Origin of the sequence: Lysinibacillus sphaericus (genome assembly GCF_006864135.1) — a bacterium.
In the GTDB taxonomy this organism is placed as follows: Bacteria; Bacillota; Bacilli; order Bacillales_A; family Planococcaceae; genus Lysinibacillus.
Genome location: NZ_SADV01000002.1, coordinates 61,940 through 80,999, shown reverse-complemented (window position 1 = coordinate 80,999; position 19,060 = coordinate 61,940). Strand labels below are relative to the sequence as shown.

The 19,060-nt window shown below is 36.2% G+C and carries 16 protein-coding genes and 1 riboswitch; of the genes, 13 read left to right on the top strand and 3 right to left on the bottom strand.

What is annotated here, in order from left to right:
• Nucleotides 1–70: 70 nt before the first annotated feature.
• Nucleotides 71–247, top strand: a riboswitch (cobalamin riboswitch).
• Between the two features lie 113 nt (nt 248–360).
• Nucleotides 361–1,416, top strand: coding sequence for a nicotinate-nucleotide--dimethylbenzimidazole phosphoribosyltransferase (gene cobT, locus C7Y47_RS02695; RefSeq protein ID WP_142507366.1), 1,056 nt, complete (start codon nt 361–363; stop codon nt 1,414–1,416).
• Nucleotides 1,417–1,626: 210 nt separating this feature from the next.
• Here cobT and C7Y47_RS02690 read toward each other — a convergent pair whose 3' ends face one another.
• Nucleotides 1,627–2,232 (bottom strand): trimeric intracellular cation channel family protein, encoded by a 606-nt coding sequence (locus C7Y47_RS02690; RefSeq protein ID WP_142507365.1) that lies wholly within the window; start codon nt 2,230–2,232, stop codon nt 1,627–1,629.
• A 404-nt stretch (nt 2,233–2,636) separates the two neighbouring features.
• Here C7Y47_RS02690 and C7Y47_RS02685 point away from each other — a divergent pair, with 404 nt between their 5' ends.
• From C7Y47_RS02685 to glnA, 3 genes are all read left to right on the top strand, one after another.
• Nucleotides 2,637–3,887 (top strand): aminotransferase class I/II-fold pyridoxal phosphate-dependent enzyme, encoded by a 1,251-nt coding sequence (locus C7Y47_RS02685; protein WP_142507364.1) that lies wholly within the window; start codon nt 2,637–2,639, stop codon nt 3,885–3,887.
• Between the two features lie 289 nt (nt 3,888–4,176).
• On the top strand, nt 4,177–4,551 hold the full coding sequence (locus C7Y47_RS02680) for a MerR family transcriptional regulator (RefSeq protein ID WP_142507363.1): 375 nt from the start codon (nt 4,177–4,179) through the stop codon (nt 4,549–4,551).
• Nucleotides 4,552–4,635: 84 nt separating this feature from the next.
• Complete coding sequence (glnA, locus tag C7Y47_RS02675) at nt 4,636–5,970, top strand: type I glutamate--ammonia ligase (RefSeq protein WP_142507362.1); 1,335 nt, start codon at nt 4,636–4,638, stop codon at nt 5,968–5,970.
• A gap of 133 nt (nt 5,971–6,103) precedes the next feature.
• Here glnA and C7Y47_RS02670 read toward each other — a convergent pair whose 3' ends face one another.
• Complete coding sequence (locus C7Y47_RS02670) at nt 6,104–6,508, bottom strand: CotD family spore coat protein (protein WP_142507361.1); 405 nt, start codon at nt 6,506–6,508, stop codon at nt 6,104–6,106.
• 905 nt (nt 6,509–7,413) lie between these two features.
• On the opposite strand from C7Y47_RS02670, the gene C7Y47_RS02665 reads away from it, so the two are divergent.
• The 9 genes from C7Y47_RS02665 to C7Y47_RS02625 all read left to right on the top strand — a co-directional run bounded on the left by C7Y47_RS02665 (nt 7,414) and on the right by C7Y47_RS02625 (nt 17,277).
• Complete coding sequence (locus tag C7Y47_RS02665; protein WP_142507624.1) at nt 7,414–8,769, top strand: YjiH family protein; 1,356 nt, start codon at nt 7,414–7,416, stop codon at nt 8,767–8,769.
• Between the two features lie 183 nt (nt 8,770–8,952).
• A complete protein-coding gene (locus tag C7Y47_RS02660; RefSeq protein ID WP_142507360.1) occupies nt 8,953–9,510 on the top strand; it encodes a hypothetical protein in 558 nt (185 codons plus the stop codon).
• A 900-nt stretch (nt 9,511–10,410) separates the two neighbouring features.
• Nucleotides 10,411–10,911 carry a preQ(1) synthase gene (queF, locus tag C7Y47_RS02655; RefSeq protein ID WP_132363257.1) on the top strand — a complete coding sequence of 167 codons (501 nt, stop codon included), beginning with the start codon at nt 10,411–10,413 and terminating at the stop codon, nt 10,909–10,911.
• Nucleotides 10,911–11,546, top strand: coding sequence for a queuosine precursor transporter (locus tag C7Y47_RS02650; RefSeq protein WP_142507623.1), 636 nt, complete (start codon nt 10,911–10,913; stop codon nt 11,544–11,546). Before queF ends, C7Y47_RS02650 begins: the two co-directional genes overlap by 1 nt.
• A gap of 521 nt (nt 11,547–12,067) precedes the next feature.
• The gene (locus C7Y47_RS02645) at nt 12,068–12,319 is read left to right on the top strand and encodes a phage holin (RefSeq protein WP_142507359.1); all 252 of its coding nucleotides are present in this window, start codon (nt 12,068–12,070) and stop codon (nt 12,317–12,319) included.
• Between the two features lie 93 nt (nt 12,320–12,412).
• The gene (locus C7Y47_RS02640) at nt 12,413–14,518 is read left to right on the top strand and encodes a DUF2339 domain-containing protein (protein ID WP_142507358.1); all 2,106 of its coding nucleotides are present in this window, start codon (nt 12,413–12,415) and stop codon (nt 14,516–14,518) included.
• A gap of 309 nt (nt 14,519–14,827) precedes the next feature.
• Nucleotides 14,828–15,277: a type IV pilus modification PilV family protein gene (locus C7Y47_RS02635; protein WP_142507357.1), complete on the top strand. Its 450-nt coding sequence runs from the start codon at nt 14,828–14,830 to the stop codon at nt 15,275–15,277.
• 44 nt (nt 15,278–15,321) lie between these two features.
• On the top strand, nt 15,322–15,741 hold the full coding sequence (locus C7Y47_RS02630) for a hypothetical protein (RefSeq protein WP_142507356.1): 420 nt from the start codon (nt 15,322–15,324) through the stop codon (nt 15,739–15,741).
• A complete protein-coding gene (locus C7Y47_RS02625; protein ID WP_142507355.1) occupies nt 15,742–17,277 on the top strand; it encodes a DUF7305 domain-containing protein in 1,536 nt (511 codons plus the stop codon).
• A 122-nt stretch (nt 17,278–17,399) separates the two neighbouring features.
• Here C7Y47_RS02625 and C7Y47_RS02620 read toward each other — a convergent pair whose 3' ends face one another.
• Entirely contained in the window at nt 17,400–19,049 is a 1,650-nt protein-coding gene (locus tag C7Y47_RS02620) for a hypothetical protein (protein ID WP_142507354.1), read from the bottom strand.
• Between the last annotated feature and the right edge of the window lie 11 nt (nt 19,050–19,060).

Here is a 19,060-nt window from a genome sequence, read left to right as displayed (position 1 = left end):
AAAGTTGGCAAGAAATATACAATTTCACTAATATATTGACACAAAAACCACTTTGACGTAGATTTAAAGTAGTTGCATAAAAGCATTAGGTGCCCATTGCGGGAGAATAGGGAATAAAGTGAAAAGCTTTAGCGGTCCCACCACTGTAAAAGAGAGTTTCATAGAGAATGCCACTAGCATCGTTCTGGGAAGGTTCTATGAAATGTTGAAATTGAGCCAGGAGACCTGCCTATCTGCTTTGGTTATATAGACGATGGAAAAGTCTGTAGTTTATTTGTTATGGAATAAACTACAGGCTTTTTATTTTTTCTATAAATCATTCTTCAAGTTACAAGGGCAAAAAAGAAAGGGGAAATTTTCATGCAATTATTACAACAGACGATTCAAAACATTCAAAGTGCTGACTACATAATGATGGAGAAGGCAATAGAACGCATAGATGCACTTTGCAAGCCTCCTAGAAGCTTGGGGAAACTGGAAGCCCTTGCTGTGCAACTATCCGGAATTACAGGCGAACTATTTCCTGCGATTGATAATAAAGCAATTATTGTCTGTGCCGCAGATCATGGTGTTTGTGATGAAGGGGTGACATCTAATCCACAAAATGTGACAGTCTTTCAAACATTAAATTTTCCTAGAGGAGGAACTGGTGTCTGTGCCATCGCAAAAATCACAGATGCTAAAATTGTCACAGTTGACGTTGGCGTAAAAGAAGATATTCCACATGATGCTGGTGTTATCGTAAAAAAAATTAAATATGGCACGGACAATATGGCAAAGGGTCCTGCTATGTCAAGGGAAGAAGCCATTCAATCTATTGAAGTAGGAATTGAAGTAGCTACGGAAGAAATAAAAAATGGGATAAATGTACTCGGGACAGGTGAAATGGGTATTGGTAATACAACACCGAGTGCTGCCATATTATCGGTTCTTCGTGAATGTCATCCGAATGAAGTGACAGGCTTCGGTGCAGGTGTTGGACCAGGCGGGATAGCGCATAAAGTACAAGTCATTTATGATGCTATTGCATTAAATAAACCAAATCGTGATGATGCTATAGATATTCTTGGAAAAGTTGGTGGATTAGAAATAGGCGCTATGACTGGGGTGATACTTGCTGCCGCTGCCCATCGTAAACCTGTTGTTATTGATGGTTTTATTTCTACCATCGCTGCCCTTATCGCTTACGAACTTGAACCTAACGTAAAAGACTATATCATTCCTTCGCATGCCTCTGAAGAACCAGGTGCAAAAATTGCCGCTGAAATGCTCGGAGTTGAACCGATGTTGCAGATGAATATGCGATTGGGGGAGGGCTCTGGTGCAGCTTTAGCTTTTCCTATTTTGGACGCAGCGTGCTCTATGATGAAAAATATGGCTACTTTAGAAGAAGCAATGTTGCTGTTGAAAAAGTAACTTTATTATGTGGATCACGGTGTGTGATAAACGAAGTCATGGATAGAACCGTCAAAATCGTGGATAGAACAGCCGAAGTCATTGGATAGAACCGTCAAAGTGATGGATTGAACCGCCAAGGCGACGGAAAGAACCGCTAAGAAAAATTGAATTTAAAATTTCAAAAAAGCCCAATATCAGATTTGGGCTTTTTAATATGCAACAGTATAACTATGCTCGATTCAACTTCCGTAACGGTAAACGCCATTTCTTCATATATGAAAGTATTCTAAGTACTGTAATCACACCAAATAATACATATAAAAAGATATCCCCTGAAAATAGTTGAAGTCCTATGATAAGCCCGGCTAATGCTGCCCAAACACCATAGATTTCATCGCGGAGGACTAATGGTTGTCGTCTAGCTAATAAATCACGAATAATTCCACCACCTGACCCTGTTAAGACAGCAGCAACAATAACGGCACTAATAGGCATGTCGAGCTTCACAGCATAAAGGGCACCTTGAATCGCAAATGCTGATAATCCAATAGCATCAGTGACATTGCCCCAACGATGCCAATGCTGAATGAGTCGATGTGGAAATAAGAAAAAGAGCGTAATAGCTGCAATGGCAATTTGGAACATTCTATCCTGCCCCCACAGTGTTGTTACAGGTAAACCTATAAGTAAGTTTCGTATAGCTCCACCACCAAAAGCAGTTACGATACCGAGTATATATACACCGAATAAATCGTATTCTTCCTCCATTGCAATTATTGCCCCGGAAATTGCGAAGGCAATTGTTCCGATGATACTAAAAACCTCCCAAGTCAACCCTTTCACCCCTTATGTGAATAAATCATTTTATGTTGTTGTAGATTAGTTACTGTATCTACAAGTTTTTGCAAAGAAAGGAATTATCAGATACTAAATATTTTATTATAGCAGAATTAAAACTTTAAGTTCGTAATTCAACTTCTTTTCAGCAGAAATATCCTAGCACTATAGGTGGTGAGATGAATGCGGATTTAAGTTACTTCAGGTATCCAAACACCTGTCCCTGTCGCTACGCTTTCGGCACAAAAGACATCGCTAAAAAGAAATGAAAGCCTCCATCGGATGTCACGCAATTATGCCGAGTCCTGATCTTAGTGCCTAATGCAATTAGCAAGCTTTGCAGGCAAGCTCACAAATTGTTAAGATAAGATTTGAACAAATGTGAAATGGAGAAGAACAGTATGACTTTTACAACCAATTTATCAGAAGAAACACTAGCATTAGCTGCTAAAATAGAAGAAAAGGTACGCCCTTTTCATGCAAAGGTAGAAGACATGGCGTTCTTCAATCAACAAAAAGTGCTTGCCGCGTTCCGAAAGCATCAAGTAAGTGACTATCATCTGCACCCGTCTAATGGTTATGGCTATGATGATGAGGGGCGTGACAATCTAGAACGAGTTTATGCAGAGGTCTTTGGAGCGGAAGCTGCCATTGTACGTCCGCAAATTATTTCTGGTACACATGCAATTACACTTAGCTTATTCGGAGTACTACGTCCGGGTGATGAATTACTTTATATTTCGGGTCAGCCTTATGATACATTGCAATCAATAGTTGATGGTGGCGATAAAGATACTGGCTCGTTAAAAGATTATAAAATCGGTTATAGCCATGTAGATTTAATCGATAATCGAGCGATCGATTGGGAAGGTGTTGCAGCTGCAATTACACCAAACACAAAAATGATTGCTATCCAACGTTCGAAGGGCTATGCAACACGCCCATCATTTACCATTTCGCAAATTACAGACATGTGTGCAAAAATCCGTGAATTAGCACCGGATGCAGTTATTTTCGTTGATAATTGCTACGGTGAATTTGTTGAGGCACAGGAACCGACAGAGGTTGGGGCTGATTTAATAGCAGGCTCACTCATTAAAAATCCAGGCGGAGGCTTAGCGAAAATTGGTGGTTACATTGCTGGCCGTGCAGATTTAATAGAAAAATGTGCTTATCGTATGACATCACCAGGTATTGGTGCTGAAGCAGGAGCAACATTAAATACGCTTGGTGATTTCTATCAAGGGTTTTTCCTTGCACCACATGTTGTATCTCAAGCTTTAAAAGGTGCGATTTTCACGGCTGCTATGCTAGGAGAAATTGGTATGAATACATCACCAAGCTATGATGCTAATCGTACAGATTTAATTCAATCGGTTTCTTTCCAAACTGCGGAACAAATGATTGCTTTTTGCCGTGAAATTCAAGCGAATTCACCAATTAATGCGCATTATGCACCAGAGCCCGCTTATATGCCTGGCTATGAGGATGATGTCATCATGGCAGCTGGAACATTCATTCAAGGTTCTAGTATTGAGCTTACAGCAGACGGTCCTATTCGTCCGCCATTTACAGCATTTATTCAAGGTGGGTTAACATACGAGCACGTAAAATTTGCAATTTGTAGTGCTGTTCAAAAAATCCAAAAATAGGTAGAGAAAAAACTATTCAAAATTTCTATTTTGAATAGTTTTTTATTTATAGATGAAAAGTTGAAGATTTCATTTGTTAAAACGTAGAAATGTAATTAAGTGAATTGGACATCGGACGCTCCAGGAAAAGCGTCAAGTCGGAACGGAAATCAATCTCCACGTTAGGATAATATTTTTAGTTTTTTACAATTTCGAAAAAAATTTTTAACTCATGTTAGGAAACCTTACACGAGCGGTTGACAGTGTAAATTTTTCGTTATATTATTAGCAGGTATTGGAGGGGACTTAAATGAGTCGTGAAATTAGACGAACTATGCCGTTATTATCAATGAATATCGTAATGCAATTGACCGAGCTGTCGGCACGTCAGATTCGTTATTATGAAGAACACCATTTAATTGAGCCGCACCGAACAGAAGGCAACCGTCGAATGTTTTCATTAAATGACGTCGATGCATTGCTAGAAATAAAAGATTACTTGGAACAGGGTATGAACATGGCAAAAATTAAAAAGCTGTTCGCTAAAAAGAATGAACCTGTTTCAACAGATGAACCTAATTTAAGTGACTCAGAATTACGTCGCATCATGCGTGAGGAAATGCTTCAAGCGCAGCGCATGCAAAAATCATCCATCCGTCGTGGGGATTTATCTCGATTCTATTAATAAAAAGCAACATCATTAATTACTTTATTAATAGGGTAGGGTAATGATAAAAAAGCTAGACATTTTATAGGAGTGTGGAAAACTGTGGGTAAATACACAAAAGAGGACATTAAACGTCTAATCGAGGAAAAAAACGTAAGTTTTATACGTCTACAATTTACAGATATTCTTGGCACAATCAAAAATGTTGAGATTCCTGTAAGCCAATTAGACAAAGCTCTAGAAAACAAAATGATGTTTGATGGCTCATCTATTGAGGGCTTCGTACGTATCGAAGAATCAGATATGTATTTATATCCTGACTTGGATACTTTCGTAGTGTTCCCTTGGACTTCTGAAAAAGGGAAAGTAGCACGTTTCATCTGTGATGTATTCACTGCTAAAGGCGAGCCATTTGCTGGTGACCCACGAAACAACTTAAAACGTATCCTTAAGAAAATGGAAGACATGGGCTTCACAAGCTTCAATTTAGGGCCTGAGCCAGAATTCTTCTTATTTAAATTAGATGCCAAAGGTGAACCGACACTAGAAGTAAATGACCACGGTGGTTACTTCGACTTAGCACCAACTGATCTTGGCGAAAACTGCCGTCGTGATATCGTATTAGAGCTAGAAGAAATGGGCTTCGAAATTGAAGCATCTCACCATGAGGTAGCTCCAGGACAACACGAAATTGATTTTAAATATGCAGATGCAATTACAGCTTGTGACAATATCCAAACGTTTAAATTAGTTGTTAAAACAATTGCTCGTAAACACGGTTTACATGCTACATTTATGCCAAAACCATTATTCGGTGAAGCTGGCTCTGGTATGCACTTCAACGTTTCATTATTTAAAGGTAAAGAGAATTCATTCTACGATGAATCTACTGAACTAGGTCTTTCTGAAACAGCGATGCAATTCATGGCAGGTGTCCTTGCTCACGTTCAAGGCTTCACAGCTGTGACAAACCCTACGGTTAACTCTTATAAACGTCTTGTACCGGGTTATGAAGCACCATGTTATGTAGCATGGTCAGCTCAAAATCGTTCACCACTTATCCGTATCCCATCAGCACGTGGTCTTTCAACTCGTGTAGAAGTACGTTCTGTGGACCCATCTGCTAATCCATATTTAGCGATGGCTGTTATTTTAGAAGCGGGTCTTGAAGGTATTCGCCGTAGCTTAACACCACCAGCAGCTATTAACCGTAACATTTACGTGATGTCTGATGAAGAGCGTAAAGCGAATGGTATCGCAAACTTACCAGCAGCACTGGACGATGCTTTAATATTACTTGCTCAAGATGAAGTAGCGCAAGCAGCTTTAGGTGAGCATATCTATGCAAACTTTAAAGAGGCAAAAGAAATCGAGTTTGACATGTATCGTACAACAGTACACCAATGGGAACGCGATCAATATTTAAAAATGTACTAAAAATAGTAACCGAGTACCTAGTATAGGTGCTCGGTTTTTCTTATGAAATTAAGAGATCAATAATAGAACTAGGTAAGCAGTATGCTATGAAAAAATGAAGCGATGAGGTATTTCTAACCTCATCGCATATTTTTTAATAGCCCATATGATGATGACCCATATGATGGCCCATATGATGATCTGTATGATGGCACATATGATGATGGCCCATGTGATGGTGATGGTGTCCCATATGATGGTGTCCCATATGATGATGTGGCATATGGCAAGGATCAGGTGGCATCTCGCAAAGTGTATGAGTTTCGCAACATTCTTCCACTACACATTCAGTGCATGGGAAATGATATTGATGATCAATTATATGTTTGTTAACTGTTGTAATATGTGCTGGTTGTACATGAGGTACGACCGTATGGATGTAATTAGTGCGAACAAATTCCTCTGGCGGACAAAAGTGTGGTGGATCAAATTGAGTTGGGCAATGCTGTGGTGGACAACAATGTGGACCTGCATGATGATGATGCATACGTCTATGCATGGTAAAACCTCCTGTTTTGATAAGTTGTGGTTCATAATTAACATATGAGATGAAAGACAGTATGGTCTATTTGTATGCCTATTAAGGGCTGGTTAAATCTCTTAGGCAATTAAAATAGATATGATTAATGGAGAGTTTCACCAAACTTTAAGTTCTCTCAGCGGATGTTTGGACACCTGCTGAGAGAACTTAAAGTTTCCGGACGCAAGTATGCAAGGCCAAATGGGTCTTCTTTTAAACAATGTAAAATTGAGCATTGTTGAAAGGGAATGATACTAAGAAGAAGCGTGGATAATTAGAAGAGAATTATCATAATAACAAATTTTTATGGATTGAATAAAAATGCATTTTGTTGTAGAATTAACCGATGTATTGTTGGTTTATGATATTTTATAGCTATGACTTAATGAATAGAAATTTTGCATTGCGGATGTTAATTATAAAAAAGTATGTTTGGGCATTCCTTTATTACTTTTTAGAGGGATGTTTTTTTATTTTATCCGTATCCCATTTTTATCGCGCATTAACGGACAGTAATTTATCTGTACAAAAAAGAGAAGCTCAGGTAACAACGCTCTCGCTAAGAGTGGGAGATTAACGGCTCGTAAATGCCTAATTGGTAAAGACTAATAATCAGTGAGGAGTAAAAAAATTCCTACTGATTAAAGTGCAGATATACATTTCTTAGCGGGATAACTTCTTTTAGCCGGTGTCCAAACATCAGTACCTGTCGCTACGCTTTCGGTACAAAAGACATTCGCACAAAAGAAGTTAAAGCCTCCGGCGGATGTCACGGAATTAGGCCGATTCCGGACTTAATTATGCCGAGGTAAAATTGATCAGTCCATAACTAACAAGCTTGATATATAGAACTTCGAAAACCAAGAGAAATGAGGCTTTAAATGATGAAAAAATATCCTACTTCTACATACTTTTTCTTCATAATTCCGTCTCTTATTGGTGTCCTGTTATTTATGACACCGGTCTTAACGGAAGATGGATGGAAAGTTCCGATTGCTATTTTAGCAAATTTACTAGCAGGTTTTATTGCTCCGGTTATTAGTTATTTTACTATAATTATGTTTGCGATTTCGGCAATTGGTTCACTCATTGCCAAATTTATTCCGCGAAATAATTCAAAAGAGCCTAGTATTTTAGATACATTATTTTATGTCAACTGGTTTTGGACAATTATAAGAGTCATCGGTTTAGTATTTGCCTCAATGGTTGTCTTTGATTTTGGACCATCAGCGATTAATAATGAAAATACTGGTGGATTATTAATGAACCCAGACGGTGGTTTAGTAACATTTTTATTCACGATTTTCTTATTTGCAGGCCTACTATTACCGTTTTTAACAAACTTCGGCTTGCTTGAATTTTTCGGAACGATGATGGTAAAAATCATGCGTCCTCTCTTTAAAAGCCCTGGTCGCTCATCGGTTGATGCACTTACATCGTGGGTTGGGGATGGAACAATTGGTGTTCTTATGACGAGTAAGCAATATGAAATGGGGAACTACACGAAAAAAGAGTCTGCCATTATTGCAACGAGCTTCTCGGTAGTATCTATCACATTCTGTATCGTAGTATTAGATACAGTGCATTTGTCACGCTATTTTATTCCATATTACTTAACAGTAGTTCTTTGTGGTCTTGTGTTAGCGGTAGTAATGCCACGAATTTTCCCACTTGCTAACAAAGAAGATACTTATATCGACGGAACACCAGTAGATTTATCGCGTGAGGAATTACCAGAAGGTTATAATTCTGTGTCACATGGCTTAGAAAATGCTTTAACTGTTGCGCATGCAAATCGTGACCCACGTCAATTTTTGAAAGATGGCATTAGAAATGTTTTGGATTTATGGGTTGGTGTAGCACCGGTTGTTATGGCATTTGGTACGGTTGCTTTAATGCTTGCTGAATTCACTAATATTTTTGCACTTTTAGGAAAGCCGTTTGAACCTATTTTAACAGTGCTTGGTTTACCGGAAGCAGCTGAGGCAGCACAAACGATGGTTGTTGGTTTTGCTGACATGTTCCTACCTTCAATTTTAGGAGCAGGGATTGAAGCTGACACTACACGATTTGTAATTGCTGTCGTTTCTGTGACGCAGCTTATTTATATGTCTGAAGTTGGTGGACTTATTTTAGGTACAAAGATTCCACTTAAATTTTTTGATCTAGTTGTTATTTTCTTAATACGTACGATTATTTCTCTACCAATCGCAGCATTAGTTGCACATATACTCTTTTAAACTAAAAAGGCAATTGTTCGAACTTATTAACGCGAACAATTGCTTTTTTCTTTATCTATATCGCGCGTTAATGGAAAATATCCGTAGGAAAAATGAATAAATAACTGTGAACCGAATACAACTTGACACATAATTTCATTGAGTTGGGAAAAACTACACGTAAAGTGATACTGAGGTGATAAAATGGACAGAATTTTTTCTCTCTGCTTAAGTTCCTGTTATTTATTATTTTCTCAACCAAGTGATGCCTATATCAATGATTCGCTCAGTTCTTATGAAGAAATTTATCCAGAGATAGGCTATAAAACGGTTGAAGCAGCTGCCTCCGATTTTGAACGGCACTTTCATCAAGGGCTAAAGCTACCACTTCGAGTACCTCCTATTAGTTTTACACATCATTTTGGTCGATTTAATGATCTTGACGATGAGATGAATGATTTTTTTGAAGCGACATTTATTAATCATCAACTTCCCGAGCATCATTATAAAATAACGGTTCGACCTATTGAGTTTAAGTTCCCATCTAAAAAAGAAAATATAGTAAAGACATTCAAGTTGAAAAACGGAATGACTTCTATTTATATGGAAATATCAGGTTTTAATGTTCTTGCTTTTGAAAGAGAAGATTGGCAATACATGCTGTGGATTGATAAAAGGGTTTCAAATAAGGTGACACCTGAAGTTTTAGTTGACATAGCTAATTCCATTGACTATACAACGCAAGAGGATGAACATGGATAATAAAAAATGCCAAGACCTTTAATATGGGCTTGGCATCATTTTCTTATGGCTGTTTTCTTAAAGATTGTTGCTGTTAAAACAAAAAGGCTTTACTTTAAGAGATGATTTACTCTATAAAATTAAATACATCGAAAAAGCATTGGGTATTTAAATAATCCTTATGGAACTATTCTGGATTTACAGGAGCATTTCGAATCGCCATAGATAGGATAGAGTAAAGTAGGGCACTAAAAACTAATAAACTACTTATTAAAGTAAATGTAGATATATTTGATAAAAGGTCAAACAAAGAAGAATACAACTTGAAGATGATTGTAACAATTGGAATTAAGCCTAGAAACCCTATAAAATTGTAACTACCAACAGTTACTAAGCGATACAAGACAACATTTAATAAAAGGCTAGATATTAGGAAGAAGAGCAGTAAAACACTACCCAAAGGAGAATGATTAAAAAATAAAATTGGCTGGATAGTGTAAATATCTTTCACATTTATTAGAAACGTAAGCAACTATTTTATGTGTATAGGCAATAATAAAAGCGCCTAATAAGCTCCAATAGATGGAAAATATTCCAGCATTGAATATATACTGTATTCTACTTAAACCAAGCTTTTAGATAATAAGGTAACGTTCTATTTAGTAACTCGTTGCCATTGTACTATGGAAGATATAACGACAGTATTTTTTTTTAATGCTAAATTATGAAAAATTTAGTTGACTGAATGCGTTCATTAAGTTAATATTACTAGCGAATAAGAAAGAGGTTCATAGCGCATACCCTCTATAAAAAACTATGGATGACGTCATTTACGCCATATCCCAAAAATGCGGATATGGCGATTTTTTTTTATTAGATTTAATGCGTAATGGACTTCTCACAACTTGAGGAGGCATTTTTATGGCAGGAAGAAATGAAGAACAAGGATTACAGAATTTAACCCTACTTGGTAACCAAAACACAAAGTATTTATTTGAATACTCTCCGGAGATACTTGAGGCAGTTGACAATTTACATACGAAAAACGATTTTTTTGTGAAATTTAATTGCCCAGAATTCACGAGCCTCTGTCCAATGACAGGGCAGCCTGACTTTGCGACTATGTATATATCTTTTATTCCAGATAAAAAGCTAGTGGAGAGTAAATCTTTAAAGCTCTATTTATTTAGCTTCCGTAATCACGGGGACTTCCATGAGGATTGTGTTAATATCATCATGAATGATTTAATTAAACTGATTGAGCCGCGCTATATTGAAGTGTGGGGTAAGTTTACGCCACGTGGGGGCCTGTCCATTGATCCATGGTGTAACTATGGTCGCCCTGGCACAAAATATGAAAAAATGGCGGAGCATCGTTTGATGAACCACGATCTGTATCCAGAAAAGGTAGATAATCGTTGATGCTTTACTATTTAAATGGATTGTTTGTAGGTTTTTTAATTTTAGCAAATGTTTTAGCTGTTAAAGTGTTTAGTATAGGCGAATGGATGATGCTTCCGGCAGCAGCTATTTTAATTATTTTCACGTATCCTCTTATTGATGTAATTTGTGAAGTATATGGCAAGGAAGCGGGCGCTCGCACGGTAAGAACAGGGCTTATGGCACAGGTGTTTGCAGCATGCTTTATCGCGATTGCCATTGCACTACCACCTGCAGAAGCCTTTGTTCATCAACAGGAGTTTGAGACAATTCTCGGCGGCAGTATGCGTGTCATTATTGCAAGTCTTGTAGCCTATACGGTAAGTGTTAATTTGGATGTAGTGATATTTAATAAATTAAAAGAAAAGCATGGAAGCGGTAAACTTTGGCTTCGAAACAATGCGTCTACGATGTTAAGTCAACTCATCGATACTGCATTGTTTATTACGATAGCCTTTTATGGAATAATGCCAATTAAAGTGTTACTGACATTATTTATAACACAGTATTTGTTTAAATTTTTTGCGTCCATTGTAGCAACACCGCTTGTTTATGGGCTAGTTTTCGTTGCGCGAAAATTTGATAAACGAAAAGGCTTTGAAGCATCTCATTACTGAAATGATTAATGTGATGAAAAACAAAAATGGTGTATAAGAAATGGTGTGTCACTTACTGCACTTTGTTGTTGCGTACACTTCGTAACTTAGCAATAAACAATTCCACTGACACTCCGCTTTCGCACGGATCATCATAGCTAGGAGGCTTTGTTTTTCAGACATAAAACATTTGGTGTTGCTGTCGCTTCACTTTCCCACAAAAAACTTCAGCTGATATAAAATAGAGCGAAGACTTGACGCCCCCGAGAAAGCGCCCAGTCGGAATGGAAATCAATCCCTCGTTTTGTCGAAGAGCTATACTTAATTTCATTAACATAATAGATTTTCAACAATTCGAAGCCATCTCATTGCTGAGATGGCTTTTTAATGTGCATTTTGCGAAAACTAGCATTGCATATTTGTACTTAATAATATTTGTGGTATAAAAATCCCTCTTATTCTATTTATAGCTCCATTTTTGCATATGTGCCATATTACGGAGGAGCATATACTGTGTATAAGAAGGAGGGAGGTGAGTATTTATGAGAATTAACTGGATGATCCGTTTTCAGCATAAACCATTTTTATTTGCGCTATTTTCGTTGATTTTGTTACTCGCACAGCAAGTAGCAACTATTTTTGGCTATGACTTAACGAGTGCAATGAGTAATCAGGCAACGCACATCTTAAATACCGTATTATCAATTTTCGTTTTAATAGGAGTTGTAGTAGATCCAACTACACGGGGAACCAGTGATAGTGAACGTGCTTTAATGTATCGAAGACCAAGATAAATAATGGGGTAAAAATAAATCAAAAGTGTAATTTTACAACAAGAATAAATATGTTATAATGTTAAAAATTGATAGTGCAGGGAGGATGATTGAATGTCGCTTGAAATGGAGCGGAGGATTGCCACGCTCGAGCAAGAAATGGTGGATTTACGGCGGGAATTAGAGGGCTTAAAGCGTCAGCAATCTGTTGAGAAAACAAGCATATTGAACGCCAGAAAATCCATCATTGAGCAATCTACGCCAAAACTAGCGCAAAGCCCAAAGCCAAATTCAAACTTGGAACAAAGGCCAAAAACAATGCCAGCTCCAGAAAAAAAGATGGAGCCACAGCGAACGTTGGAAGAACGTTTTATGTGGGCACTTCCAAAAGTATTTATGGTAATTTTAGTGATGGGGGTGCTTTGGGGTCTTAAGCTTGTGAGTGATTATGGCTATTTATCGAACGAGGTTAAAATTATTCTCGCCTATGCATTATCGCTTGCCTTAGCCGCAACAGCTTATGTGTTGGAACATAAAAAAATAGGGTCTTCAGCCATCACAATATCTTTATACGGTGGGGCGTTTATTGTTGGAATATTAACAACAGCGGCTAGTGCGATATTGTATGAAATCATCGGTTTAACGATGGCACTTGTTATTGCAGCCGTTTATATCGGCTACGGTATTGCTATTAGCTATTTAAAGAAAAACGAAGTACTAACAATATTCGTAGCATTTACCTCATTATTATTACCTTATTTATTAGAATATATGGATTTTAGTCCTATCATTATTTTAATCTATGTGGTTGTCCTATTTACGATGCTGCAATTTGTTATTCATCAACACAAGCAGAAGTTGGCTCTCTATATAGCAACCTTTTTCTCAGTGCTAGCTGTCAGCATTATAGCGTTTATGAATCAGGACAATCGAGCTGTTTTTGCAATAGGTTTCCTTGTTGTTTTATCTATTTTTCACACGAGTTGGTGCCGTTTATATAATGCAGAGTCTAAATTGAAATATATCCATGTTGGACTTCAATTTAGCCTAGGAGCCTTTAGTTTATTGCTCTTGAACTTTATCATTAGTCCTATTGAATATAGCGAAGCACTATTACTCATATTAGTTTGCTTGTTTGCAGCTTTAGCGGGTTATGGCTATAAGCAAAAATGGCAGGAGGCATTTGATAGTGCCGTAACACTCGCATTTATTACATTATGTAATACACTACTAGTTATGAATTTCCCAGAGAAAGTGGATCATTTGCTCATCCCATTCATTACCTTTATGGGCGTAATGATGAGTTTACGTTTACGAATTAGTAGGATGAAGATTGTCAGCTCATTTTCATTTATGATTGCACTCGCTTTAAGCTTTATAATTCATGAGCCAACACCATTTTTTAGCATAGACCATGTTAGCTTGATAATGCCAGGAATATATCTCCTAATTATTTATGTATATGCAAGACGTCCGAAAGAGACACAGACTGTATTTGAAAAGGTAATGAAGGAACTATATGTGATTGACTTTTTAGCAGTAATAACGACTGGTTATTTCTTAGCTTATATCGGAAAGCTGGATGGAACGTACTTTGCAGGTGCTGGTAATATTCCACATCTAATGTGTATGATCCTCGCTGTACTTTTCGCGGGATCACTTTTAGTACCAACAAAATACAAAGGGCGTGCATTAACGCCGGTCCTTAGTGTATTTTTCATACTCTTCACAATAATGCTTGAAATAATTCCGTACAATATGCAAGGTGTCGAGTGGTTAAATATAGTGACAAGAATTGTCTATATAGCTGTTATCGTAGCAATGATGATCGATTTACTGATGAAGGGGCGCATTTATCAAAGCTATCAAGAGCAAATAGAGAAACTTCTTGACCCAATTGTAAGTGCAGGTGTGGTGCTTGCGATGATATCTGTTTGGGGTCTCATCTTCCAGCTTTCCTACAACAGTTTGCTTGATTGGAAGCTAAGCATTGCCTTCTCAACGATTACGTTATTCCTGACAGCAAGTATCTCCCTTTGGCTTAGCAACGTGCGAAACTTACGAACATTACGCATAACGGGTTTTATCATCTTAGTTATTGCGTTTATTAAGCTTATATTCTTTGATTTGTCAGCACTAGACTTACTAATACGAGCAGTCCTATTTATGACGATTGGTGGGATTGGGTTGCTGTTGTCGGGTAGGTTGTTGAGGAAATGAATAAAATGTTTTCACAAAAACGTTTACCATAATTTGGGTAAACGTTTTTTTACATCGTATTGCTTTTTATTGTAATTTAAACGTAGTTTTAGGTATGGAAAATTTTTAAAAATATATATATTCATATGAAGAAGTGGTCTTGTAAATATTGTTTAGATATGGAATAGTGTAATTATCATAAAATAGTATTTAATTGAATAATTAGTAAATATTAGTTTCTATAAGCACTGTTATTATAGTGTTTAAGGCTAATAGACTTTTTTGATATCTTATATTAATAAAAGTATTATCTGCAGAAGGAGGGCGAAAATGAAGCGTAAAAATAGAGAATTATTTAACAGTCAAGGGGGATTCTCTTTAATTGAGGTTATTGCTTCTTTAGTTATCATAACTATCATCTTAGTATCCTTTTTTGGCTTACTCATTCAATCGAATAAAACAGGAAAAAGCTCTGAACAAATTATTGATGCAACCTATTTAGCGCAAAAGGAAATGGAGAAAATGTATAACTACTTCAAATCCACCAAAATCGAAACTTGGGAATCTGACTTTCCATACGTAAACGAAAAGGATGAAGAGAAATCGAGCGGTAATACCACTCAGTATAAAGTGACACCCGTGAATGCTAAAAATAAGGAAATCATAATAGTGACAGCTGAAGATATGTCGTCTGATAAAACAGTTAGGATTACTATTGAAGTCTATGATTCAAGAGGGAAGATATTAAAAGCAAAAGTGCAAAATATTTTTAGCTTATAAGGAAAGAGGTGGTGCATATGTCTAAATTTCATAATGAGAGAGGCATGACCTTACTAGAAGTTTTGGCTGTTACCATAATAGTTACGCTCGTTTCTATTGTTCTAATGTCGATCTTAACGAATGGCAAGACTTCTAGCGATAAACAAATGAAATCGAGTGTACAATTGTCTGATGCAACTTATATTTTGAAAGTTGTTACTAAAGATACTCGTAAATCTACAGAAATTATTACGAAAGACTTAGATGATCGTACAGAATATATATTAACTAATAATCAAAATAATCAAAAATACAACTACGTGTTTCATCGAAATAATCAGACAATTGCAAGGAACGATGAAATAATTGCTGTGAATGTACTTGATTTTAAAATTAAAGATAAACGGAGTCATATAATTATTGATATTACAACGCCAAATAATAAGCCCTTTTCATCAACTATATATTTCAGAGGAGGTAGCTAGATGTTTAAGTATCTAAAACAAGAAAATGGGTATTCGTTACTTTTAGTAATTTTGACAATTGCTTTACTATCAGTTCTTGGAATTATGCTTTTAACACTTACTGCAAATTCATTAAAGATTTCTACTAGTGAGCGAGATGACCAATCTGTATTTTACATTGCAGAAGGCGGTTTAAACAGTACAAAAAGCAAAGTAGAACAATTAGCAAAAATTACATACGATCAAAATAGAAAGGATTTCAATAAGCTACCTCTTGATAAAAGAAAGCCGGAAAAATTTAAGTTAGATTTTATTGATGCATTTGAACGTAGCTTAAAAAAAACCTTTGAAGAGAATACCCAATCAACATATACTACTACAGTCACTTTTGATGAACAATTTAAAGAAAAACCTATTGCGAATGTAACGATTGTTCAAGAAAATACAGAACCTTTGCAATATAAAATAACGTCTGTTGGATCTATTGGTAAGAAAACGAGAGCCGTAGCGCAAACAATTACAGTTAATTTAGGAAGTGGAACGGAAACTGGCCCTGCTTTTTCAAATGCCGCTGCTATCCACGCTATTGAAAACATCGTACTTGGGGGCGGTAAGTTTAATGGGGATGTTGTATCGGAAAGTGGAAATATTGCTATTAAACAAGATGATACAAAAATTAGTGGGAAAATTGGAACGACATTGGATAAATTTTCAAAACCAGACTGGATGACTATTACAAATGAGATTATAGGGAATGTTGCGTTTCCTGAAGATATATTGCCACCTTTCCCGGATAATCAATTTACTAATTTAAGCACAAGGCCATATACGAAATCAATCCAAGTTACAATCGGTGGGGAGCGGGTTCAACATTTTTTGAAAAATAATTCAATTGAGATCGATGGGGATCGAAAGATAAATGGTGAACCAAATTTCAGTGGTATTCTTCCGATTTCTCAGGATATGTACGTCAAGACGCTTATGGTTGCTTCGAATAATACATTAACGATTGATGTTGGTAATTCAGACAAAAATTTATTTATAGATAACTTTGACTTCTCTCAAGGTCATTTAAAGATTATAGGAAGTGGTAAATTAACTTTGTATATAAAGAATGCTTTTGATTTAAAGGGGGATTCAAGTATGAATAATACAGGGGACATAGGCCAATTAAGTGTCTATTATGCAGGCACTTCGTCAATGGATTTTACTGGTGATACAAGCACAAAAGCCTCTATTTATGCTAAATCAACCAATATAAACATTGATGGTTCGGGTAGCGTACAAGGAAATATCTATGCAGGTGGATCAAATATCACTATTGAAGGAGGATCTTATAATCATAACTTATATATATATGCCCCTAATGCAAGAGTCATATTGGGGGGATCAGGAACAGTTATAGGCGGAATAATGGCTCATACAGTAAAGACTAGTGGAGCTCCGGCTGTTACGTACAAACCGAAAACGATTGAAGATACAATATCAAATGGTGGCTTGATTTTTGAAGAAAATAACAATTTAACAATTTCTAATGGTATGCTTGAAGTTGACTAAATAGCATTAAGCGGTTGAAAAACATATATTCTTCGATTTGTCGGGATGGTTCTTGAGGAAATAATAGAAAAGGGTTGTTTACAATGACTGTGTGAAATCAGTCTTTCTAAACAACCCTTATTTTAATAACGATTAATAGTTTCGGGTTCGTTCAATTCTGTAATAAATTCTTCTTCTTCATCACGTTTAAAGGACGTGTATTGGGATATTAAATTTTCGTCATAGGTTATTTTCAATCTAGAATTTCTTTTAGGTACTTCAACACCGTTTGTAATAACGGTTTCTTTTTGGTTTTTAGAACTTTCATAAGTATAGTTATAACTATTACCTCGTACTGCAGTTAGAATCGTTCGTTTTGCAGAAATGCCTCCATACAAGTTAATATTCGAGCCAACTCCATACATAATCATGTTTTGTTTTGAATAGAAAAAGCCTTTAATCATACTTGGCGTAGCACTATCAACAGAAATATTACTAATTGAAATATCTCCTGTAGCGAAAATAAAGAGGGTGCTGTTTGAATTTATGCCATTTAAAGTACTATCTTTAATATCAACGTTTCCGTTTACATATAGCATGGCATCGCTACGTAAATTAGTATTGTTGACATTGAAATCTCCATTAATAAAATAGGTGCCCGACAAATTTAAAGTTTTTCCACTTCCATTAATATTAAAATTTCCTCTATCGAGGGTTTTCTTGCATCCAAATAAACCCCAAATATTACAGTCTTCTTTTTCTCCATGTATGAAAATGATATTGTCTCTATTAAATTTAGATGTCTCGTGATTTGTGTACGAGACACTTAATCCAGCGGGATAATTTTTATTATAATTTTTATTTGTATACAAAGGTATAACTTTCTCTGTTATTTCAAGATTATCTCCTGGTAAGCTTTTTGTGACTAGGGATACATTTTTTGTTAAAAACAAACGTTTCTGTAATTCACTTTTTGAAGCAGGATTTGAAGGGATGAATTTTATATATCTTGAACTGTTTAAATAGTTTGTATTGCCAGATATATGTGAGGAGTAATCAACAGTATTATTTACATAATATATATTTTTTTCTGATTCCCTCATAATAATTTTTGGGGTAACACTTTTAGAGTCTGGAATTATTCTAGGAAAAACGCTATCTGGCCATTGTGCTATATTATTTTTTAGCCAATGGGCTTTTTCAGAGATAATTAAATGACCATCTGTTTTAATATCTCCCTGAATTTCAACACCACCATGTAAATAAAGATTCCCCTCGTCATTCGTTGAAACAGCATAGCGTAATTGATCTGGAATTGCATCTGTGCCGATGATAATCTGTGAATATGTAATATGCTCTTTACTATTTACTTTTCCAGTACTTTTAAATGTTACTAGGCGTTTATAACGATCCTTCTCTTCATTTGACATTAGTTCTACTTTCTCGATGCAGACGTTTGTTTGATTCGTTTTCTCAGCAGGGATGTTAATGCCTTGCGAGCAACTTAGCTTTGAAGCATTCAAGGTGTTATCGAGGAAAGTTTCAAATGCAGTCTTTCCCATAGGTTTATCTTTAATCTCTTTATTTAGAATAGCTTGAATGTCTTTAACGGCATAGTCGATTCCTTTATCTGATAAATCTTGTGCTTGTACTAGTTCCTCTCGGGTGTTGTTTTTTGTAATGCCGCTTGACGTTAAAGTGATAAGACTCAAACCGAGTATAGTGAAAATGATGATGACTGCAAATGTTAGTAACAATGAATAGCCATTTTCATTTTGCTGGAAAATTTTCATAGTACAATCTC